Source organism: Streptomyces sp. NPDC097640 (assembly GCF_040302705.1).
GTDB lineage: Bacteria > Actinomycetota > Actinomycetes > Streptomycetales > Streptomycetaceae > Streptomyces.
Genome location: NZ_JBEOSB010000032.1, coordinates 105035 through 123994, shown reverse-complemented (window position 1 = coordinate 123994; position 18960 = coordinate 105035). Strand labels below are relative to the sequence as shown.

Annotated in this window: 28 protein-coding genes; 27 read left to right on the top strand and 1 reads right to left on the bottom strand. The window is 67.9% G+C overall.

From position 1 onward, the window contains the following. The first annotated feature begins 7 nt into the window (after nt 1-7). From rplV to ABTY62_RS38320, 27 genes are all read left to right on the top strand, one after another. On the top strand, nt 8-355 hold the full coding sequence (gene rplV, locus ABTY62_RS38450; protein ID WP_014054168.1) for a 50S ribosomal protein L22: 348 nt from the start codon (nt 8-10) through the stop codon (nt 353-355). Continuing rightward, nucleotides 355-1185: a 30S ribosomal protein S3 gene (rpsC, locus tag ABTY62_RS38445; protein WP_352134013.1), complete on the top strand. Its 831-nt coding sequence runs from the start codon at nt 355-357 to the stop codon at nt 1183-1185. Before rplV ends, rpsC begins: the two co-directional genes overlap by 1 nt. A gap of 5 nt (nt 1186-1190) precedes the next feature. After that, the gene (rplP, locus tag ABTY62_RS38440; RefSeq protein ID WP_311726659.1) at nt 1191-1610 is read left to right on the top strand and encodes a 50S ribosomal protein L16; all 420 of its coding nucleotides are present in this window, start codon (nt 1191-1193) and stop codon (nt 1608-1610) included. Continuing rightward, nucleotides 1610-1834: a 50S ribosomal protein L29 gene (gene rpmC, locus ABTY62_RS38435; protein WP_089509865.1), complete on the top strand. Its 225-nt coding sequence runs from the start codon at nt 1610-1612 to the stop codon at nt 1832-1834. Before rplP ends, rpmC begins: the two co-directional genes overlap by 1 nt. After that, a complete protein-coding gene (gene rpsQ, locus ABTY62_RS38430; RefSeq protein WP_352134011.1) occupies nt 1834-2118 on the top strand; it encodes a 30S ribosomal protein S17 in 285 nt (94 codons plus the stop codon). The genes rpmC and rpsQ overlap by 1 nt, the downstream gene beginning before the upstream one ends. A gap of 101 nt (nt 2119-2219) precedes the next feature. Further along, nucleotides 2220-2588, top strand: a complete 369-nt coding sequence (rplN, locus tag ABTY62_RS38425) for a 50S ribosomal protein L14 (protein WP_014178776.1) — start codon at nt 2220-2222, stop codon at nt 2586-2588. Between the two features lie 3 nt (nt 2589-2591). Further along, a complete protein-coding gene (gene rplX / locus ABTY62_RS38420) occupies nt 2592-2915 on the top strand; it encodes a 50S ribosomal protein L24 (RefSeq protein ID WP_014178777.1) in 324 nt (107 codons plus the stop codon). Continuing rightward, nucleotides 2915-3478 carry a 50S ribosomal protein L5 gene (rplE, locus tag ABTY62_RS38415; RefSeq protein ID WP_352134010.1) on the top strand — a complete coding sequence of 188 codons (564 nt, stop codon included), beginning with the start codon at nt 2915-2917 and terminating at the stop codon, nt 3476-3478. Before rplX ends, rplE begins: the two co-directional genes overlap by 1 nt. Before the next feature lie 2 nt (nt 3479-3480). Next, nucleotides 3481-3666, top strand: a complete 186-nt coding sequence (locus ABTY62_RS38410) for a type Z 30S ribosomal protein S14 (RefSeq protein ID WP_003948630.1) — start codon at nt 3481-3483, stop codon at nt 3664-3666. Between the two features lie 211 nt (nt 3667-3877). Beyond that, nucleotides 3878-4276: a 30S ribosomal protein S8 gene (gene rpsH / locus ABTY62_RS38405; RefSeq protein WP_352134009.1), complete on the top strand. Its 399-nt coding sequence runs from the start codon at nt 3878-3880 to the stop codon at nt 4274-4276. A gap of 21 nt (nt 4277-4297) precedes the next feature. After that, nucleotides 4298-4837, top strand: coding sequence for a 50S ribosomal protein L6 (rplF, locus tag ABTY62_RS38400; protein WP_352134008.1), 540 nt, complete (start codon nt 4298-4300; stop codon nt 4835-4837). Between the two features lie 3 nt (nt 4838-4840). Next, nucleotides 4841-5224, top strand: a complete 384-nt coding sequence (gene rplR / locus ABTY62_RS38395) for a 50S ribosomal protein L18 (protein WP_311726663.1) — start codon at nt 4841-4843, stop codon at nt 5222-5224. Nucleotides 5225-5270: 46 nt separating this feature from the next. Beyond that, on the top strand, nt 5271-5876 hold the full coding sequence (gene rpsE / locus ABTY62_RS38390) for a 30S ribosomal protein S5 (protein WP_311726664.1): 606 nt from the start codon (nt 5271-5273) through the stop codon (nt 5874-5876). Nucleotides 5877-5878: 2 nt separating this feature from the next. Next, entirely contained in the window at nt 5879-6061 is a 183-nt protein-coding gene (gene rpmD, locus ABTY62_RS38385; protein WP_352134007.1) for a 50S ribosomal protein L30, read from the top strand. Nucleotide 6062: 1 nt separating this feature from the next. Then, nucleotides 6063-6518: a 50S ribosomal protein L15 gene (gene rplO / locus ABTY62_RS38380; RefSeq protein ID WP_201882635.1), complete on the top strand. Its 456-nt coding sequence runs from the start codon at nt 6063-6065 to the stop codon at nt 6516-6518. A gap of 204 nt (nt 6519-6722) precedes the next feature. Then, nucleotides 6723-8036 (top strand): preprotein translocase subunit SecY, encoded by a 1314-nt coding sequence (secY, locus tag ABTY62_RS38375; RefSeq protein WP_352134006.1) that lies wholly within the window; start codon nt 6723-6725, stop codon nt 8034-8036. After that, nucleotides 8036-8692 (top strand): adenylate kinase, encoded by a 657-nt coding sequence (locus tag ABTY62_RS38370; protein WP_352134005.1) that lies wholly within the window; start codon nt 8036-8038, stop codon nt 8690-8692. Before secY ends, ABTY62_RS38370 begins: the two co-directional genes overlap by 1 nt. A gap of 117 nt (nt 8693-8809) precedes the next feature. Beyond that, nucleotides 8810-9646: a type I methionyl aminopeptidase gene (gene map, locus ABTY62_RS38365; protein WP_352134004.1), complete on the top strand. Its 837-nt coding sequence runs from the start codon at nt 8810-8812 to the stop codon at nt 9644-9646. Between the two features lie 149 nt (nt 9647-9795). Next, the gene (gene infA, locus ABTY62_RS38360; RefSeq protein WP_003956442.1) at nt 9796-10017 is read left to right on the top strand and encodes a translation initiation factor IF-1; all 222 of its coding nucleotides are present in this window, start codon (nt 9796-9798) and stop codon (nt 10015-10017) included. 28 nt (nt 10018-10045) lie between these two features. After that, nucleotides 10046-10159, top strand: coding sequence for a 50S ribosomal protein L36 (gene rpmJ, locus ABTY62_RS38355; RefSeq protein ID WP_003956441.1), 114 nt, complete (start codon nt 10046-10048; stop codon nt 10157-10159). A gap of 194 nt (nt 10160-10353) precedes the next feature. Then, entirely contained in the window at nt 10354-10734 is a 381-nt protein-coding gene (rpsM, locus tag ABTY62_RS38350; RefSeq protein ID WP_089509683.1) for a 30S ribosomal protein S13, read from the top strand. 66 nt (nt 10735-10800) lie between these two features. Beyond that, nucleotides 10801-11205 carry a 30S ribosomal protein S11 gene (gene rpsK, locus ABTY62_RS38345; protein WP_009715860.1) on the top strand — a complete coding sequence of 135 codons (405 nt, stop codon included), beginning with the start codon at nt 10801-10803 and terminating at the stop codon, nt 11203-11205. Between the two features lie 28 nt (nt 11206-11233). Continuing rightward, a complete protein-coding gene (gene rpsD, locus ABTY62_RS38340) occupies nt 11234-11860 on the top strand; it encodes a 30S ribosomal protein S4 (protein ID WP_311726670.1) in 627 nt (208 codons plus the stop codon). 123 nt (nt 11861-11983) lie between these two features. Continuing rightward, the gene (locus ABTY62_RS38335; protein ID WP_311726671.1) at nt 11984-13006 is read left to right on the top strand and encodes a DNA-directed RNA polymerase subunit alpha; all 1023 of its coding nucleotides are present in this window, start codon (nt 11984-11986) and stop codon (nt 13004-13006) included. A 124-nt stretch (nt 13007-13130) separates the two neighbouring features. Continuing rightward, nucleotides 13131-13655, top strand: coding sequence for a 50S ribosomal protein L17 (gene rplQ / locus ABTY62_RS38330; protein WP_352134003.1), 525 nt, complete (start codon nt 13131-13133; stop codon nt 13653-13655). Between the two features lie 90 nt (nt 13656-13745). After that, on the top strand, nt 13746-14624 hold the full coding sequence (gene truA / locus ABTY62_RS38325) for a tRNA pseudouridine(38-40) synthase TruA (protein WP_352134002.1): 879 nt from the start codon (nt 13746-13748) through the stop codon (nt 14622-14624). Nucleotides 14625-14781: 157 nt separating this feature from the next. Continuing rightward, entirely contained in the window at nt 14782-16629 is a 1848-nt protein-coding gene (locus tag ABTY62_RS38320; RefSeq protein ID WP_352134001.1) for a laminin G domain-containing protein, read from the top strand. Here ABTY62_RS38320 and ABTY62_RS38315 read toward each other — a convergent pair. After that, entirely contained in the window at nt 16604-18706 is a 2103-nt protein-coding gene (locus ABTY62_RS38315; RefSeq protein WP_352134000.1) for a glycosyltransferase family 4 protein, read from the bottom strand. The two genes, ABTY62_RS38320 and ABTY62_RS38315, sit on opposite strands and share 26 nt — an antisense overlap. Nucleotides 18707-18960 lie beyond the last annotated feature (254 nt).

Here is an 18960-nt window from a genome sequence, read left to right as displayed (position 1 = left end):
GACAACCATGGAAGCCAGGGCCCAGGCGCGGTACATCCGCGTCACGCCCATGAAGGCCCGCCGCGTGGTGGACCTCATCCGTGGCATGAGTGCCACGGAGGCTCAGGCGGTCCTGCGATTCGCTCCGCAGGCCGCGAGCGTGCCGGTGGGCAAGGTGCTGGACAGCGCCATCGCCAACGCCGCGCACAACTACGACCACACCGACGCCGACAGCCTTGTCATCTCCGAGGCATACGTCGACGAGGGCCCGACCCTGAAGCGGTTCCGTCCGCGCGCCCAGGGCCGCGCCTACCGGATCCGCAAGCGGACCAGCCACATCACCGTGGTCGTCAGCAGCAAGGAAGGAACCCGGTAATGGGCCAGAAGGTTAACCCGCATGGGTTCCGGCTCGGCATCACCACGGACTTCAAGTCCCGCTGGTACGCCGACAAGCTGTACAAGGACTACGTCAAGGAAGACGTCGCCATCCGCCGGATGATGACGAAGGGCATGGAGCGCGCGGGCATCTCCAAGGTGGAGATCGAGCGCACCCGTGACCGCGTCCGCGTCGACATCCACACCGCCCGGCCGGGCATCGTCATCGGCCGCCGCGGCGCGGAGGCCGACCGTATCCGCGGCGAGCTGGAGAAGCTCACCGGCAAGCAGGTGCAGCTGAACATCCTCGAGGTCAAGAACCCCGAGGTGGACGCTCAGCTGGTGGCCCAGGCCGTCGCCGAGCAGCTGTCCTCCCGCGTCTCCTTCCGTCGTGCGATGCGCAAGTCGATGCAGTCCACGATGAAGGCCGGTGCCAAGGGCATCAAGATCCAGTGTGGCGGCCGTCTCGGCGGCGCCGAGATGTCCCGCTCGGAGTTCTACCGCGAGGGCCGCGTGCCCCTGCACACGCTCCGCGCGAACGTCGACTACGGCTTCTTCGAGGCCCGTACGACCTTCGGCCGCATCGGCGTCAAGGTCTGGATCTACAAGGGCGACGTCAAGAACATCGCCGAGGTCCGCGCCGAGAACGCCGCCGCCCGCGCCGGCAACCGCCCGTCGCGCGGTGGCGGCAGCGACCGCCCGCAGCGCCGTGGTGGCGAGCGTGGCGGCCGCGGCCGTAAGCCGCAGCAGCAGAACGCCGCAGCCGAGGCCCCCAAGGCCGAGGCCGCGACCGCTGCTCCGGCTGCTGAGAGCACCGGAACGGAGGCCTGACCGACATGCTGATCCCTCGCAGGGTCAAGCACCGCAAGCAGCACCACCCGAAGCGGTCGGGTATGGCCAAGGGCGGCACCGAGCTGGCGTTCGGCGAGTACGGCATCCAGGCCGTCACCGCCGCGTACGTCACCAACCGCCAGATCGAGGCCGCGCGTATCGCGATGACCCGCCACATCAAGCGTGGCGGCAAGGTCTGGATCAACATCTACCCGGACCGTCCGCTGACGAAGAAGCCGGCCGAAACCCGCATGGGTTCCGGTAAGGGTTCGCCGGAGTGGTGGATCGCGAACGTCAAGCCCGGTCGGGTGATGTTCGAGCTGTCCTACCCGAACGAGAAGACTGCGCGTGAGGCGCTCACCCGCGCTGCTCACAAGCTCCCGATGAAGTGCCGGATCGTGCGGCGCGAGGCAGGTGAGTCGTGATGGCGGCCGGTACCAAGGCGTCCGAGCTGCGTGAGCTGAACAACGAGGACCTCGTTGGCAAGCTCCGTGAGGCCAAGGAAGAGCTGTTCAACCTCCGCTTCCAGGCGGCGACCGGACAGCTCGAGAACCACGGCCGGCTGAAGGAAGTCCGCAAGGACATCGCCCGGATCTACACCCTGATGCGGGAGCGCGAGCTCGGCATCGAGACGGTGGAGAGCGCCTGATGAGCGAGACGAATGTGACTGCTGAAACGAACGAGCGCGGCGACCGCAAGACCCGTGAGGGCCTTGTCGTCAGCGACAAGATGGACAAGACCGTCGTCGTCGCTGTGGAAGACCGCGTCAAGCACGCGCTGTACGGCAAGGTCATCCGCCGTACGAACAAGCTCAAGGCGCACGACGAGCAGAACGCCGCGGGTGTCGGCGACCGTGTCCTCCTCATGGAGACCCGGCCGCTGTCCGCGACCAAGCGCTGGCGCGTCGTCGAGATCCTCGAGAAGGCCAAGTAATCCCCTGAGGGCAGCAGCCCTCAGGCCAGTTCCGCCAGGCTCGGCAGGGGTCCGTATCACACGGCCCCTGCCGGGAACCGGCAGACGATCAGGAGATAGACGTGATCCAGCAGGAGTCGCGACTGCGTGTCGCCGACAACACAGGGGCGAAGGAGATCCTTTGCATCCGTGTTCTCGGTGGTTCCGGTCGCCGCTACGCGGGCATCGGTGACGTCATCGTCGCCACCGTCAAGGACGCGATCCCCGGTGGCAACGTGAAGAAGGGCGAGGTCGTCAAGGCGGTCATCGTGCGCACCGTCAAGGAGCGCCGCCGCCCGGACGGCTCGTACATCCGCTTCGACGAAAACGCGGCCGTCATCCTCAAGAACGATGGCGACCCCCGCGGCACCCGCATTTTCGGCCCGGTGGGCCGTGAGCTGCGCGAGAAGAAGTTCATGAAGATCGTCTCGCTCGCGCCGGAGGTGCTGTAACCGATGAAGATCAAGAAGGGCGACCTGGTTCAGGTCATCACCGGCAAGGACAAGGGCAAGCAGGGCAAGGTCATCCAGGCCTACCCCCGCGAGGACCGCGTCCTGGTCGAGGGTGTCAACCGGGTCAAGAAGCACACCAAGGCCGGGCAGACCGCTCGTGGCTCGAAGACCGGCGGCATCGTGACCACCGAGGCTCCGGTCCACGTGAGCAACGTTCAGCTCGTGGTGGAGAAGGACGGCAAGAAGGTCGTCACCCGCGTCGGATACCGCTTCGACGACGAGGGCAACAAGATCCGCGTTGCCAAGCGGACCGGTGAGGACATCTGATGACTGCCACCACCACCACTGCACCGCGCCTCAAGCTGCGCTACCGCGAAGAGATCCAGGGCAAGCTGAAGGACCAGTTCTCCTACGAGAACGTCATGCAGATCCCCGGTCTCACCAAGATCGTGGTCAACATGGGTGTGGGCGACGCCGCCCGCGACTCCAAGCTGATCGAGGGCGCCATCCGCGACCTCGCCACGATCACCGGCCAGAAGCCGGCCGTCACCAAGGCCCGTAAGTCCATCGCGCAGTTCAAGCTGCGCGAGGGCCAGCCGATCGGTGCCCACGTCACCCTCCGCGGTGACCGCATGTGGGAGTTCCTGGACCGCCTGCTGTCGCTGGCGCTGCCGCGCATCCGCGACTTCCGCGGTCTGTCGCCCAAGCAGTTCGACGGCCGGGGCAACTACACCTTCGGTCTCACGGAGCAGGTCATGTTCCACGAGATCGACCAGGACAAGATCGACCGGGTGCGGGGCATGGACATCACCGTGGTGACCACGGCGTCCAACGACGAGGAGGGCCGTGCCCTGCTTCGTCTCCTCGGCTTCCCGTTCAAGGAGAACTGACCGTGGCGAAGAAGGCTCTGATCGCGAAGGCCGCCCGTAAGCCGAAGTTCGGTGTGCGCGGGTACACCCGCTGCCAGCGCTGCGGCCGGCCCCACTCCGTGTACCGCAAGTTCGGCCTGTGCCGCGTGTGCCTCCGTGAGATGGCTCACCGTGGCGAGCTGCCGGGCGTGACCAAGAGCTCCTGGTAATCCCTCAAGAGGGATGAACCAGGACTCTCGGTAAGCAAATGGATGGCGGGAGCCCGCCCCACGATCCCGTAGGCTTGTGGGGTTGGGCACTCGCTGCCCAATATCGTCTTACTACGCCGTAGGTCCCCGCGCCGCACCCGTGCCCACAGTTGAGTTGGGTGAGAGGGATGGCGCAGATAGGAAACCCCGGCGAGAGAGGCCGAAGGCCATCATGACCATGACCGATCCGATCGCAGACATGTTGACCCGTCTGCGAAACGCGAACTCGGCGTACCACGACTCCGTCGGGATGCCGCACAGCAAGATCAAGTCGCACATCGCGGAGATCCTCCAGCAGGAGGGCTACATCACCGGCTGGAAGGTCGAGGACGCCGAGGTCGGCAAGAACCTCGTCCTCGAGCTGAAGTTCGGCCCCAACCGCGAGCGCTCGATCGCCGGCATCAAGCGGATTTCGAAGCCGGGTCTGCGGGTCTATGCAAAGTCCACCAACCTGCCGAAGGTGCTCGGCGGCCTGGGCGTGGCGATCATCTCCACGTCGCACGGGCTGCTCACCGACAAGCAGGCAGGCAAGAAGGGTGTGGGTGGGGAAGTCCTCGCCTACGTCTGGTAACCAGGGAACGGAGGAAGAGCCATGTCGCGAATTGGACGGCTGCCCATCCAGGTTCCCGCTGGTGTGGACGTCACCATCGATGGCCGTACGGTCGCAGTGAAGGGCCCCAAGGGTTCTCTCTCGCACACCGTCGCCGCGCCCATCGAGGTCGCCAAGGGTGAGGACAACAACCTCGTTGTCACCCGCCCGAACGACGAGCGTCAGAACAAGGCCCTGCACGGCCTGTCCCGCACGCTGGTGGCGAACATGATCACCGGCGTGACCCAGGGCTACAGCAAGGCGCTCGAGATCAGCGGTGTCGGTTACCGCGTCCAGGCGAAGGGCTCCAACCTGGAGTTCGCCCTGGGCTACAGCCACCCGATCGTGGTTGAAGCCCCCGAGGGCATCTCCTTCAAGGTGGAGTCCCCGACCAAGCTGAGCGTCGAGGGCATCGACAAGCAGAAGGTCGGCGAGGTCGCCGCGAACATCCGCAAGCTGCGCAAGCCCGACCCGTACAAGGCCAAGGGCGTGAAGTACGCGGGCGAAGTCATCCGCCGCAAGGTCGGAAAGGCTGGTAAGTAAGCCATGGCATACGGTGTGAAGATTGCCAAGGGCAACGCCCGTAAGGCTGCTGCCATCAAGCGCCGTCACATCCGCGTCCGCAAGCGGATCTCCGGTACCACCGAGCGCCCCCGCCTCGTGGTGACGCGCTCCAACCGTCACATGGTGGCGCAGGTCATCGACGACATCGCGGGCCACACGCTGGCCTCGGCGTCGACCCTGGACACGTCCATCCGTGGCGGCGAGGGTGACAAGAGCGCGCAGGCCAAGCAGGTCGGCGCCCTGGTGGCCGAGCGGGCCAAGGCGGCGGGCGTCGAGGCCGTCGTGTTCGACCGCGGTGGCAACCAGTACGCCGGGCGTATCGCCGCTCTGGCGGACGCCGCCCGCGAGGCCGGGCTGAAGTTCTAGCCCAGGTCCCTACGCACAGCGGACTTAAACGAGAGAGGTAAATCCAATGGCTGGACCCCAGCGCCGCGGTGGCGGCGCCGGTGGCGGCGAGCGGCGGGACCGGAAGGACCGGCGGGACGGCGGCGCTGCTGCCGAGAAGACCGCTTACGTCGAGCGCGTTGTCGCGATCAACCGCGTCGCCAAGGTTGTGAAGGGTGGTCGTCGCTTCAGCTTCACCGCGCTGGTCGTGGTGGGCGACGGTGACGGCACCGTGGGTGTCGGTTACGGCAAGGCCAAGGAGGTGCCGGCCGCCATCGCCAAGGGTGTGGAGGAGGCCAAGAAGCACTTCTTCAAGGTCCCCCGGATCGCCGGCACCATCCCCCACCCGATCCAGGGTGAGAAGGCCGCGGGCGTCGTGCTGCTCAAGCCGGCTTCGCCCGGTACCGGTGTGATCGCCGGTGGCCCGGTGCGCGCCGTGCTGGAGTGCGCGGGCATCCACGACGTGCTCAGCAAGTCGCTCGGCTCGTCGAACCCGATCAACATCGTGCACGCCACGGTGACCGCTCTCCAGGGCCTTCAGCGCCCCGAGGAGATCGCGGCCCGCCGTGGTCTGCCGCTCGAGGACGTCGCCCCCGCCGCTCTGCTGCGGGCGCGTGCCGGGGTGGGTGCGTAAGCATGGCCCGCCTGAAGATCACGCAGACGAAGTCGTTCATCGGCAGCAAGCAGAACCACCGCGACACCCTGCGTTCGCTCGGCCTCAAGCGGCTCGGCGACACGGTTGTCAAGGAGGACCGCCCCGAGTTCCGCGGCATGGCGCAGACCGTGCGGCACCTCGTGACGGTCGAGGAGGTCGACTGACATGGCGGAGAGCAACCCGCTGAAGGTCCACAACCTCCGGCCCGCCCCGGGCGCCAAGACCGCCAAGACCCGTGTCGGTCGTGGTGAGGCGTCCAAGGGTAAGACCGCCGGTCGTGGCACCAAGGGCACCAAGGCCCGCTACCAGGTTCCGGAGCGCTTCGAGGGTGGGCAGATGCCCCTCCACATGCGGCTCCCGAAGCTCAAGGGCTTCAAGAACCCGTTCCGCACCGAGTACCAGGTCGTGAACCTGGACAAGCTGGCCGCGCTCTACCCGCAGGGTGGCGAGGTCACGGTGGCCGACCTGGTCGCCAAGGGCGCGGTTCGCAAGAACCAGCTCGTCAAGGTGCTTGGCTCCGGTGAGGTCTCCGTGGCGCTCCAGGTGACGGTCGACGCCGTCTCCGGCTCCGCCAAGGAGAAGATCACCGCTGCCGGAGGCACGGTCACCGAACTCGTCTGAGAACGGTGGCACACCTGGCCGGGGATGCCCCAGATACGGGGCATCCCCGGTTGGTCGTTCCAAGGGGGGCCAGGTCGCCGGTAAGGTGGCGTGCGTTGTTACCTTCCGCGCGGCCCGTGCTTGCGCGGGCCCTGGCCGATAAGTATTCGTCGATCCTCAAGACCGTCACCTCTCGCGCCTGACGCGGGGGGCGCAGGAGGCACCGTGCTCACCGCGTTCGCCCGGGCGTTCAAGACGCCCGACCTGCGCAAGAAGCTGCTGTTCACGCTGGCCATCATCGTGCTGTTCCGGCTCGGGCAACATATCCCGATCCCGGGCATTAACTATTCGAACGTCCAGACCTGCATCAATCAGGCCAAGGGCCAGCAGGGCCTCTTCGGCCTGGTCAACATGTTCAGCGGCGGCGCGCTGCTGCAGATCACCATCTTCGCGCTCGGGATCATGCCGTACATCACGGCGAGCATCATCCTTCAGCTGCTGACCGTGGTGATCCCGCGCCTCGAGGCCCTCAAGAAGGAGGGCCAGTCGGGTCAGGCGAAGATCACACAGTACACCCGCTATCTGACCGTGGCTCTCGCGATCCTTCAGGGCACCGGCCTGGTGGCCACCGCCCGCAGCGGCCAGCTCTTCCAGGCCTGCACGGTCGGCAACCAGATCGTCAAGGACGACGCGATCTTCACCACGGTCGTCATGGTGATCACGATGACCGCGGGCACCGCGCTGATCATGTGGCTCGGTGAGCTGGTGACCGACCGCGGCATCGGTAACGGCATGTCGATCCTGATGTTCGTCTCGATCGCGGCCGGGTTCCCGAGCGCCATGTGGACGATCAAGCAGCAGGGCAAGATCATGGGGGGCTGGCTGGAGTTCGGCCTGGTCGTCCTGTGCGGCCTGGTCATGGTCGGCCTGGTGGTCTTCGTCGAGCAGGCACAGCGCCGCATTCCGGTCCAGTACGCGAAGCGCATGATCGGCCGTCGCTCTTACGGCGGTACGTCGACCTACATTCCGATGAAGGTCAACCAGGCGGGTGTGATTCCCGTCATCTTCGCGTCCTCGCTGCTCTACATTCCCGCGCTGATCGTTCAGTTCAGCGGGTCCAAAGCGGGCTGGGCGCAGTGGATCCAGACCAACTTCGTCAAGGGCGATCACCCGTACTACATCGCCACGTACTTCCTGCTCATTGTCTTCTTCGCTTTCTTCTATGTGGCCATCTCCTTCAACCCCGAAGAAGTTGCCGACAACATGAAGAAGTATGGTGGGTTCATCCCGGGCATCCGGGCGGGTCGTCCCACGGCGGAGTATCTGAGCTACGTGCTGAACCGTATTACGTGGCCGGGTTCGCTCTATCTGGGACTGATCGCCCTGGTGCCCACGGTGGCGCTGGTGACGCTCAATGCCAATCAGAACTTCCCGTTCGGCGGAACCAGCATCCTGATCATCGTGGGCGTCGGCCTGGAGACCGTGAAGCAGATCGAGAGCCAGCTTCAGCAGCGACACTACGAAGGGTTCCTCCGCTGATGCGAATCGTCCTCGTCGGGCCTCCTGGGGCTGGCAAGGGTACGCAGGCCGCGTACCTCGCCAAGAACCTGTCGATCCCGCACATCTCCACGGGGGACCTCTTCCGCGCGAACATCAGCCAGGGCACTCCGCTCGGCCGGCAGGCGCAGGAGTACATGCGGGCCGGGCAGCTGGTGCCGGACGAGGTCACCATCGGCATGGCCGAAGACCGGATGCGTCAGCCGGACGCCGCGCCGGGCTTTCTCCTGGACGGCTTCCCGCGGAATCTGGCCCAGGCCGAGGCACTGGGCGAGTTCCTCCGGGACAACCAGATCTCGCTGGACGCGGTGCTGGACCTGGAGGTCCCCGAGGACGAGGTCGTCCGGCGCATCGCCGGGCGGCGCATCTGCCGCAACGACAGCAGCCATGTCTTCCATGTCACCGGCGCCCCGCCGAAGACCGAGGGCGTGTGCGACGCGTGCGGCGGCGAGCTGTACCAGCGCGAGGACGACAGCGAGGAGACGGTTCGCAAGCGGCTGGAGGTCTACCACCGCGAAACCGAGCCGATCATCGACTACTACAAGGCCAAGGGCCAGGTCGTGACGATCCCCGCGCTGGGCAAGGTCTCCGAGGTCACCCAGCGGGCCATGGACGCGCTGGCGGCCAAGGCGGCCTGAGGCAGCCTGGAAAGATCCGGCCAACGGCCGCGGTGCCCATCGGGCGTCGCGGCCGTACTGTTGAGCAGGCGGCTGGGCACTACACACACATGGCGGAAACGCGGGAAGGCAGTCCTAGTGGTGGAGATAAAGACCCCCGAGCAGATCGCGAAGATGCGTGAGGCGGGACTGGTCGTCGCGGCCATCCACCAGGCGACGCGCGAGGCGGCCGTCCCCGGCGCGTCGACCAAGGACCTGGACGACGTCGCCCGCAAGGTGATCGCCGACCACGGCGCCAAGTCGAACTTCCTCGGCTACGGGGGCTTCCCCGCGACCATCTGCACCTCGGTGAACGATGTCGTGGTGCACGGCATCCCGGACCGCGAGACCGTCCTCAAGGACGGCGACATCATCTCCATCGACGCGGGCGCGATCGTGGACGGCTGGCACGGCGACGCCGCCTTCACCGTCTTCGTGGGCGAGGGCCACGCGCCCGAGCTGTTCGAGCTGAGCCGGGTGACCGAGGAGTCCATGTGGGCCGGCATCGCCGCGGTCCGCAAGGGCCACCGCCTGATCGACATCTCCAAGGCCATCGAGGGCTACATCCGGCGCCAGCCGCGCCCGGCCTCCGGCAAGTACGGGATCATCGAGGACTACGGCGGCCATGGCATCGGCAGCCAGATGCACATGGACCCGCACCTGCTGAACTATGTCTCGAAGAAGCGCGGCAAGGGCCCGCGGCTGGTGCCCGGCTTCTGTATCGCGATCGAGCCCATGGTGAGCCTGGGCACCGCGAAGACCCACGTCCTGTCCGACGACTGGACGGTCAAGACGGACGACGGCACCTGGTCCAGCCACTGGGAGCACACGGTCGCGCTGACGGAGGAGGGTCCGCTGGTGCTGACGGCCGTGGACGGCGGGGCGGCGAAACTGGCCGAGTACGGCATCCAGACGGCGCCGGACCCGCTGGCGTAAGATCCCGACCGGCTTAATGATCTATGGGACCGGGCAGACTGCCCTGGATTCGTGTTTCTCGAGGCGCTGACGTAGACTGACACGTCGGCTCACGCGTGTCCTTCGGCATGTCGCGAACCGATCAAGGTAGCCGATCCCGAAAGCAGGACATGGCCAAGAAGCAAGGCGCCATCGAAATCGAGGGCACCGTGATCGAGTCTCTGCCGAACGCGATGTTCAAGGTGGAGCTTCAGAACGGTCACAAGGTCCTCGCGCACATCAGCGGCAAGATGCGCATGCACTACATCCGCATCCTGCCCGATGACCGGGTCGTCGTGGAGCTGTCTCCGTACGACCTGACGCGCGGACGGATCGTCTACCGCTACAAGTAGATCTCAAGACCCGGAGAACCTCACACCCATGAAGGTCAAGCCGAGCGTCAAGAAGATCTGCGACAAGTGCAAGGTGATCCGCCGCCACGGTCGGGTCATGGTCATCTGCGACAACCTGCGCCACAAGCAGCGCCAGGGCTGACGTACGCCTGGCCGCACGACCTGCACTTCGCAGTTTCTTCGCGCGACGCGTAACAATACGTACATACGCAGTCACCCGTGCCCGCTCCGGCGGGGACGACACCCCCGGTCGGAGGCCGGGGACCCGGCGGCCGCCGCGCGGCGGCGGGGAGTGGTGCTGCGGAAGACCTCCGACAACCATCTGGAGCCAGATTCATGGCACGCCTCGCAGGCGTAGACCTCCCGCGCGAGAAGCGCGTCGAGGTCGCCCTGACCTATGTCTTCGGCATCGGCCGCACCCTTGCCCAGCAGACCCTCGCCAGCACCGGCGTGAACCCGGACACCCGCGTTCGCGACCTGGCTGAAGAGGACCTGGTCAAGATCCGCGAGTACGTGGACAACAACATCAAGACCGAGGGTGACCTCCGTCGCGAGATCCAGGCCGACATCCGCCGCAAGGTCGAGATCGGCTGCTACCAGGGTCTGCGTCACCGCCGCGGCCTGCCGGTCCACGGTCAGCGCACCAGCACCAACGCCCGCACCCGTAAGGGCCCGCGTCGCGCCATCGCCGGTAAGAAGAAGCCGGGCAAGAAGTAGTCCGCACCGGACGCTGTTCAAGCGGTCCGGCTGTAGGACCGACCACCTCCACGGGAGATACACCGAATGCCTCCGAAGAGCCGTACGGCCGGCGCCAAGAAGGTGCGCCGCAAGGAGAAGAAGAACGTCGCCCACGGGCACGCTCACATCAAGAGCACGTTCAACAACACCATCGTCTCGATCACCGACCCGACCGGGAACGTGATCTCTTGGGCCTCGGCCGGCCACGTCGGCTTCAAGGGCTCGCGCAAGTCGACTCCGTTCGCCGCGCAGATGGCCGCCGAGTCGGCCGCCCGCCGCGCGCAGGAGCACGGCATGCGCAAGGTCGACGTGTTCGTCAAGGGTCCGGGCTCCGGCCGTGAGACCGCGATCCGCTCGCTTCAGGCCACCGGCCTGGAGGTGGGTTCGATCCAGGACGTCACTCCGACTCCGCACAACGGATGCCGCCCGCCCAAGCGTCGGCGCGTCTGACCAGCTGAAGTAGGAGAGATACCAGAAAATGGCGCGTTACACCGGGGCCGACTGCAAGCGTTGCCGTCGGGAGAAGCAGAAGCTCTTCCTCAAGGGGAGCAAGTGCGAGAGCGCGAAGTGCCCGATCGAGATCCGTCCTTACCCCCCGGGTGAGCACGGTCGCGGGCGCACCAAGGACAGCGAGTACCTGCTGCAGCTCCGTGAGAAGCAGAAGGCCACCCGCATCTACGGTGTCCTTGAGAAGCAGTTCCGTGGTTACTACGCGGAGGCGAACAAGAAGACCGGCAAGACCGGTGAGAACCTTCTTCGCATCCTCGAGTCGCGGCTGGACAACGTGGTCTACCGGGCCGGCTTCGCCAAGTCCCGCGACCACGCCCGGCAGCTGGTTCGCCACGGCCACATCAACGTGAACGGCCGCAAGACCGACATCCCGTCGGCCCGCGTCGCCGTGAACGACATCATCGAGGTTCGCCCGAAGTCCCGGACCATGACCCCCTTCCAGGTGGCTCAGGCCGAGGCCGGCGAGCGCACCGTGCCGGCGTGGCTGGAGGCCATTCCGTCGCAGCTGCGGATCCTCGTGCACTCGCTGCCCGAGCGCCAGGTGATCGACACCCAGGTGCAGGAGCAGCTGATCGTCGAGCTCTACTCGAAGTAAGCACTACTCGAGGTAGTAGCTCGGGTTACGGGCGGTACGAGCCGTTTGGCCCGTGCCGCCCGTACCATCGTCAGTACAGAGGGCGTCATATAGCGGGCGCCCACGACTGAAGGACCGAACACCATGCTGATCGCTCAGCGTCCCTCGTTGACCGAAGAGGTCGTCGACGAGTTCCGCTCCCGGTTCGTGATCGAGCCGCTGGAGCCGGGCTTCGGCTACACCCTCGGCAACTCCCTGCGTCGTACGCTCCTGTCGTCGATCCCCGGCGCTGCTGTCACCAGCATCCGGATCGACGGGGTCCTGCACGAGTTCACCACCGTGCCGGGCGTCAAGGAGGACGTCACCGACCTGATCCTCAACATCAAGCAGCTGGTCGTCTCCTCGGAGCATGACGAGCCGGTCGTGATGTACCTGCGCAAGCAGGGCCCGGGTCTGGTCACCGCCGCCGACATCGCGCCGCCGGCCGGTGTCGAGGTGCACAACCCCGACCTGGTCCTGGCCGCGCTGAACGGCAAGGGCAAGCTGGAGATGGAGCTGACCGTCGAGCGCGGTCGCGGCTATGTCTCCGCCGTGCAGAACAAGCAGGTCGGCCAGGAGATCGGCCGGATTCCGGTCGACTCGATCTACTCGCCGGTGCTCAAGGTCACGTACAAGGTCGAGGCGACCCGTGTCGAGCAGCGCACCGACTTCGACAAGCTGATCGTCGACGTCGAGACCAAGCAGGCCATGCGTCCGCGTGACGCCATGGCGTCGGCCGGTAAGACCCTGGTCGAGCTGTTCGGTCTGGCGCGTGAGCTGAACGTGGACGCCGAGGGCATCGACATGGGTCCGTCCCCGACGGACGCCGCCCTGGCCGCCGACCTGGCGCTGCCGATCGAGGAGCTCGAGCTCACCGTCCGCTCGTACAACTGCCTCAAGCGCGAGGGCATCCACTCCGTGGGTGAGCTCGTGGCGCGCTCCGAGGCGGACCTGCTCGACATCCGCAACTTCGGCGCCAAGTCGATCGACGAGGTCAAGGCGAAGCTGGCCGGCATGGGCCTGGCCCTCAAGGACAGCCCGCCCGGGTTCGACCCGACCGCCGCCGCCGACGCCTTCGGCGCCGACGACGACGCGGACGCCGGTTTCGTGGAAACCGAGCAGTACTGAACCACCGGGCCCCGGGCTCTGAGCCCGGGGCCCTCGGTTCTGCCCAGAACTTCCGGCGGGCGCTCGCCCGTCGGTAACTGACACCGGTACCTCATACGGCCGGTGCAGACCCAAGGAGAAACACATGCCGAGGCCCACCAAGGGCGCCCGTATGGGCGGCAGCGCTGCGCACGAGCGGCTCATGCTGGCGAACCTCGCCACCTCGCTGTTCGAGCACGGTCGCATCAAGACCACCGAGGCGAAGGCCCGCCGCCTGCGCCCGGTCGCGGAGAAGCTGATCACCAAGGCGAGGAAGGGCGACCTTCACAACCGCCGTCTGGTGCTCCAGACCATCCGTGACAAGAGCGTCGTGCACACTCTCTTCACCGAGATCGGCCCGCGCTACGAGAACCGGCCGGGTGGCTACACCCGCATCACCAAGATCGGTAACCGCCGGGGCGACAACGCGCCTATGGCGATCATCGAGCTGGTCGAGGCGCTGACCGTGCAGCAGCAGGCTGTCGGCGAGGCCGAGGCCGCCACCAAGCGCACCGCGAAGGACGCTGCCGGCGACCAGGCGCTCGAGGGCCTGAAGAAGGACGAGGCCGCCGAGGCCGAGGCTCCGGCGGAGGCCGCTGAGGCCCCGGCGGAGGAGTCCAAGGACGCCTGAGCGTCGTTCTGACGGCTTCGCGGCTTGAGGTGACGGGCCCGCTCCCAGCGACTTGGGGGCGGGCCCGTCCTGCATGGAGAGGATTTCCGGGTGACGGACGAGGCGCCCGAAGGCTACGTACGTGTCAGGCTGGACCTGTCGTACGACGGCACCGACTTCTCGGGCTGGGCCAAGCAGCGCGGCCGGGACACGGTGCGCACCGTGCAGGGCGAGCTGGAGAGCGCCCTACAGGTCGTCATGCGCATGCAGGACCCGGTGGACCTCACCGTCGCCGGCCGCACCGACGCGGGCGTGCACGCGCGCGGCCAGGTCGCCCATGTCGACCTCCCGGAGCCCATCTGGGCCGAACACCGCGAGAAGCTGCTGCGCCGCCTGGCCGGCCGGCTCCCGCACGACATACGCGTCTGGTCCGTGGCGGAGGCCCCGCCCGGCTTCAACGCCCGATTCGCCGCCATCTGGCGCCGCTACGCCTACCGCGTCGTCGACCACCCCGGCGGAGTCGACCCGCTGCTGCGCGGCCATGTGCTGTGGCACGACTGGCCGCTGGACGTGGACGCCATGAACGAGGCCGCGCAGCAGCTCCTCGGGGAGCACGACTTCGCGGCGTACTGCAAGAAGCGCGACGGCGCGACCACCATCCGCACCCTCCAGCACCTCAGCTGGGAGCGCGGCGCCGACGGCATCATCACGGCGACCGTCCGGGCCGATGCCTTCTGCCACAACATGGTCCGCTCCCTGGTCGGCGCCCTCCTCTTCGTCGGCGACGGCCACCGCCCGGCGGACTGGCCCGCCAAGGTCCTCGCTGCCGGAGTCCGCGACTCCGCGGTCCATGTCGTCCGCCCCCACGGCCTGACCCTCGAACAGGTCGGCTACCCGCCGGACGACCAACTCGCCGCCCGCAACCGCGAGGCCCGCAACAGGCGTTCGCTGCCGCTGGCGCATCCGGTGCCTGGGGCGGGCTGCTGCTGAGAGTCAGCAGTACTGTTGGCCCGTTACCGCCTTGTACACGCACGCCTGTTCGGGAAGTCTCCCTTGCGCCAGATGATCTGATCACAAGGGGTGGGGAATGCGACAGCGAGACGGAAGAGACGGCCACAGACACAGACGCTGGGTGCGCGCCGGGTCGGTGACGGCGGCGCTGACCATGTTGGTCGCAGTGGGGGTGGCGGACTTGCCGGCCGGGCTGCCGTTCGGGGCGACTTCGGCCGCCGCGGCGGAGACCCAGCCGGTGACCATCACCTCGGACCGGTATCCGGACGACAAGCAGTGGTATGACGGCGCGGGAGAATACGGCAGCTTCACGCTCGACGCCGCGTCCCCCGACGCGGTGAAGTACCAGTACGAACTGACCGGTCAGGGCCGGGCAACCCTAACCCCGTCTGTTCCTGGCGGTCCCGTGACCTTTCGTTTCATGCCGGAGAACGCAGGTGTGTATCACCTGTCCGTGAGGGTGTACGACAGCGAGGGTTCCACCGTGGGGACGGGCACTTCCTGGTTCCTGGTCGCCTCGGGGCGGGCTCCCAAGGCCGCTTGGCGGCTCGACGACCCGGAGGGGGCGGAACAGGCCCAGGGCAGCGGATCCGCCCTGTCGGCCACGGCCGGGCCGGGCGTGACGTTCGGGCACCCGGGCCACGGTTGGAACACCGGTACGGCGGCGGCCCTGGACGGCACGAGCGATGCGTACCTGGACGCGGGTGGGTCGGCGCTCGACACGCGTAAGGCGTTCGCGGTGGGGGCCTGGGTGTATCTGCCCGATCGGCCGTCCCGCTCGATGACCGTGGTCAGCCAGGACGGCACCGACGGGCCCGCCTTCGCCCTGGGATATGACGATGAGGCAGGTTCCTGGGCCTTTCGCGCGTCGCCCGCCGAGGGCAGGTCCTTGTCTTGGACGGTGTCGGGTGGTGCCGCGCCGCGGCAGAGCTGGATCCATCTCCTGGGGGTGTACGACGCCGAGGCGGGCAGCCTCCGGCTGTATGTGAACGGGCGCCTGGTGAAGGAGGACATCCGGCCTGGCCGTACGGTGGCCGGCGGTACCGGCGGCTTGCAGATCGGGCGCGAGAGGTCCGGCTCCGGCTACGCCGGCCATCTGCGGGGTACCGTGGCGGATGTGCGGGCGTACGACCGCGTCGTCCCCGCGCCCGGCGCCGAGGAGTTGGGCACTGTGGAGCCGCACCAGGTCGCTTACTGGCCCCTTGAGTCCGCCGCTGGCGGCGTCGCCCCCGACATGGATCCGAAGCGACCGGACGAGCCGGCGGGAGCGGGGCTCTCACTGCACGGCGGCGCGTCGATCTACACCCCGGCGGATCCCGGGTGTGACCCCGGCATGGACCCGGACTGCGTGGTCGATCCGAATGCGTATGCCCTCAGCGGTAACGGGCATCTGGCCCTGAACGGCACCAGCGCGTTCGCCGGCCGGGCCGCCGGGCTGCTGGCGCCCGAGGACAGTTTTTCGATCGCTGCCCGAGCCCGGCTGTCGTCCCTGGACACGGATGGGAACCAGACGGTCCTGAGCCTTTCCGGTCAATCGGCCCAGGCTGCGGTGGTGCGTTACTCGCCCTTCACGCAGAGGTGGGAGCTCGCGGTGACGAGTCGGGACGACAGCGGAGCCACGGTCAGCACGGCCCGGGATGTGGGCACATACCCCAGCGACGCGGGTATCGGCGATTACCTGGCGCTGGTGTACGACGCGGCGGCCCGCGAGGTTCGGCTCTATGTCAATGGGGAACTGGCCGGCGCGGAGACCCTGTGGGTCAATTCCTGGGACCTCTCCACGACGCGCCTCGACGTCGGCCGGGCTGCGACCGGTTCCGACAGCAGTGACCACTTCTCTGGGGCCGTCGACGAGGTGCGTGTCTTCCAGGGGGCGCTCGGCAAGGAGGCGGTGTCGATGCTCTCCCTCCTTGAGTCCGGCTCGAACATCTTCGAACCTGGGGACCCCACCTCCGGGCTCACTTCCCGGGGCTCGGGCACGTGACCGCCAGGTTGTTGGCCTTGGTGAGGTAAGGGCGGATGCCGTCGGTGGACGGGTAGAGGTCCGTCTTGTTGCGGTCGACGATGTCGCCCATGATCCGGCCGACGCGGAGCGGAGCCGCGTCGGCCGGGACCCCGGCCTCCGGCCCGAGACGGAGCGTCAGGTCCCAGACCGGGGCCTTGGGCGAGTCCGTGTGGGCCTCGCGGATCCGGTCGTACGGGATGGTGGCGCGGAACTCGGCCGGGCCGAGGGCGGTGACGGGGATGGTGAAGGGGCGGGACGGGCCGCCGCGGGGGACGGCCAGGACGGTGGGGGTCGCGCCCGCGGGGAAGGCGGTGCCGTGCAGGGTGCCGGCCACGTTGAGCGCCTCGGCGTCGGCGTGGATGGTGCGGGCCTCGGCGTGGGCCTGGCGGTGCCAGGTGCGCAGGGCGAGATGGCCGCCCACGGTGCGATACGGGATCCACCAGGAGAACGGGGCGTCGGGCGACGGATCTTCCAGGTCCAGCAGGCCGCGCCCCTCCGCGAAGCGGCAGACCACCCGGCGGCGGGCGCCGTCGCCGGGGCGTATGACATGCAGGTCCCAGCGCCCCTCCGCGAGGGTGAGGGCGCGGCGGTCGAGCAGCGCGGTCCAGGGGGCGTCGTCGGTGGCGGGGGGACGCAGGGGCAGGGTGAGGAGGGCGGCCCCCTGGCCGTCGTGGTCGTCGCGGCGGGTGAGGGTGAGCGCGAGGTGGGTGCCGCGTACGTCCGTACGGTCGATCAGGACGGTCAGGTTGCCGTCGGCGTCGACGCGGCATGAGGCGCTGGGGCGCAGCGGCTTGCGGATCAGCTGCTTGACCGCGCCCTTGAGTGCGGTCTTCAGGGGCGTCCCCGGGGTGGCGAGCCCCCGCAGCGGGCCGCGGCCGCGCCGGGTGGCGGGGGCGGACGTGCCGCGTGCCTCGTAGAGCTGCGTGAACAGTTGCTCGTACGCCTCCGCCACGCGCTCAGGCGCGTACCGCTGGGCGGCTGTGCGGGCTGCCGCGCCCATGGTGCGGCGCAGTTCGTCGTCCTCGATCAGGCTCAGCAGCCCCTTGGCGATGGCGTCGCTGTCGCCGACGGGGACGAGGAGTCCGTCCTGGCCGTGAGTGATGATCTCGCCGGGCCCGTGGGGGCAGTCGGTGGCGACGACGGGCACGCCGCAGTGCATGGCCTCCACGATCGTCATGCCGAAGGACTCCTCGCGCGAGGTGACGGCGGCGATGGAGCCCTTGGCCCATTCGGTTTCGATGGGGGAGTGCGCGCCCATGAGCGTGACGTGGTCGGCCAGGCCGAGTTCGTCGATCCGGCGGCGGAGGATCGGCTGCTGGGGGCCGCGGCCGTAGAGGCGCAAGTGCCAGTCGGGGTGTTTGGCGGCGACCGTCGCCCAGGCCTCCACCAGCAGGTCGTACCGCTTGACGGGGATGAGCCGGCCGGCCGCCACGACCAGCTTCGCCGAGCCGTCGGAGGGCTCGACCTCGGTGGCGGGGACCCCGTTGGGCAGCCCGACGATACGGGTGGCCACGCCGGGCAGATGGGCGCGGTGCGTCGCCGCGTCGGCCGCCGAGACGGTGGTGTACGCGTCCAGGCGGGCGATCGCGGCGTCGCAGGCGGCGCGGAGGGCGGCCTCGTGGGTGCCGTAGATCCGGTGCTCCTGCCCGATCGGCAGACAGCGGCCTGCCTGCCCGAACTCGGCGAGGTAGATCACGAGTCCGGGGCGGGTCGCGATGACCACGTCGGCGTCGGTGTCCGCGAGGTAGGCGGCGAGGCGCTGGTCGGTCAGCGCGTTGAAGTTCGTGGTGCCCTTGGCCTCGGCGGCGGGGATGTGCGCGGTGGGGCGGGTGAGCAGGGGGTCGTCCGCGTCGCTCGTCTGCGCGTCCGGGCGCCGGTCGATCAGAGGGGTGATGCGGACGGCGGGGTGGAGGGGGAGGCTGGGCGCGTCGTGGGTCCGCATGACGGTGACGATCTCAACGGTGTGGCGGGCGGCGAGCGCGCCGGCCATGTTGAAGGTCGTGCGGATGGTGCCGCCTATGCCGTACGCGTTGTGCAGCAGGAATGAGATCTTCATGGTGATGTAGGCGCGGCCTGGGCGGACCGTCGCGCCGCTGCCTCCCGTTCAGCTTCACGTAATGCGCTCAACTCGCAAACCACTGTGAAACACGCCCACATGAGCCCGGTATGGGGCCGGTATGGGTTCGGTAAGCATCGATCGGTCGGTAAGACCGTTGGGCGCGGGAAAGGTTGCTTATGCGGCAGGTGATATGCGATGCCCCACATCTGGGCCGTCCAGCACAACCTTCCGCGAGGGTCGGGCGTCGCGGT

Bases quoted from the DNA above. Each gene is read 5' to 3' on its own strand.
- rplV (WP_014054168.1), top strand. From the start codon at position 8: ATGGAAGCCAGGGCCCAGGCGCGGTACATCCGCGTCACGCCCATGAAG.
- rpsC (WP_352134013.1), top strand. From the start codon at position 355: ATGGGCCAGAAGGTTAACCCGCATGGGTTCCGGCTCGGCATCACCACG.
- rplP (WP_311726659.1), top strand. From the start codon at position 1,191: ATGCTGATCCCTCGCAGGGTCAAGCACCGCAAGCAGCACCACCCGAAG.
- rpmC (WP_089509865.1), top strand. From the start codon at position 1,610: ATGGCGGCCGGTACCAAGGCGTCCGAGCTGCGTGAGCTGAACAACGAG.
- rpsQ (WP_352134011.1), top strand. From the start codon at position 1,834: ATGAGCGAGACGAATGTGACTGCTGAAACGAACGAGCGCGGCGACCGC.
- rplX (WP_014178777.1), top strand. From the start codon at position 2,592: ATGAAGATCAAGAAGGGCGACCTGGTTCAGGTCATCACCGGCAAGGAC.
- rplE (WP_352134010.1), top strand. From the start codon at position 2,915: ATGACTGCCACCACCACCACTGCACCGCGCCTCAAGCTGCGCTACCGC.
- rpsH (WP_352134009.1), top strand. From the start codon at position 3,878: ATGACCATGACCGATCCGATCGCAGACATGTTGACCCGTCTGCGAAAC.
- rplF (WP_352134008.1), top strand. From the start codon at position 4,298: ATGTCGCGAATTGGACGGCTGCCCATCCAGGTTCCCGCTGGTGTGGAC.
- rplR (WP_311726663.1), top strand. From the start codon at position 4,841: ATGGCATACGGTGTGAAGATTGCCAAGGGCAACGCCCGTAAGGCTGCT.
- rpsE (WP_311726664.1), top strand. From the start codon at position 5,271: ATGGCTGGACCCCAGCGCCGCGGTGGCGGCGCCGGTGGCGGCGAGCGG.
- rpmD (WP_352134007.1), top strand. From the start codon at position 5,879: ATGGCCCGCCTGAAGATCACGCAGACGAAGTCGTTCATCGGCAGCAAG.
- rplO (WP_201882635.1), top strand. From the start codon at position 6,063: ATGGCGGAGAGCAACCCGCTGAAGGTCCACAACCTCCGGCCCGCCCCG.
- ABTY62_RS38370 (WP_352134005.1), top strand. From the start codon at position 8,036: ATGCGAATCGTCCTCGTCGGGCCTCCTGGGGCTGGCAAGGGTACGCAG.
- infA (WP_003956442.1), top strand. From the start codon at position 9,796: ATGGCCAAGAAGCAAGGCGCCATCGAAATCGAGGGCACCGTGATCGAG.
- rpmJ (WP_003956441.1), top strand. From the start codon at position 10,046: ATGAAGGTCAAGCCGAGCGTCAAGAAGATCTGCGACAAGTGCAAGGTG.
- rpsM (WP_089509683.1), top strand. From the start codon at position 10,354: ATGGCACGCCTCGCAGGCGTAGACCTCCCGCGCGAGAAGCGCGTCGAG.
- rpsK (WP_009715860.1), top strand. From the start codon at position 10,801: ATGCCTCCGAAGAGCCGTACGGCCGGCGCCAAGAAGGTGCGCCGCAAG.
- rpsD (WP_311726670.1), top strand. From the start codon at position 11,234: ATGGCGCGTTACACCGGGGCCGACTGCAAGCGTTGCCGTCGGGAGAAG.
- ABTY62_RS38335 (WP_311726671.1), top strand. From the start codon at position 11,984: ATGCTGATCGCTCAGCGTCCCTCGTTGACCGAAGAGGTCGTCGACGAG.
- rplQ (WP_352134003.1), top strand. From the start codon at position 13,131: ATGCCGAGGCCCACCAAGGGCGCCCGTATGGGCGGCAGCGCTGCGCAC.
- ABTY62_RS38315 (WP_352134000.1), bottom strand. From the start codon at position 18,706: ATGAAGATCTCATTCCTGCTGCACAACGCGTACGGCATAGGCGGCACC.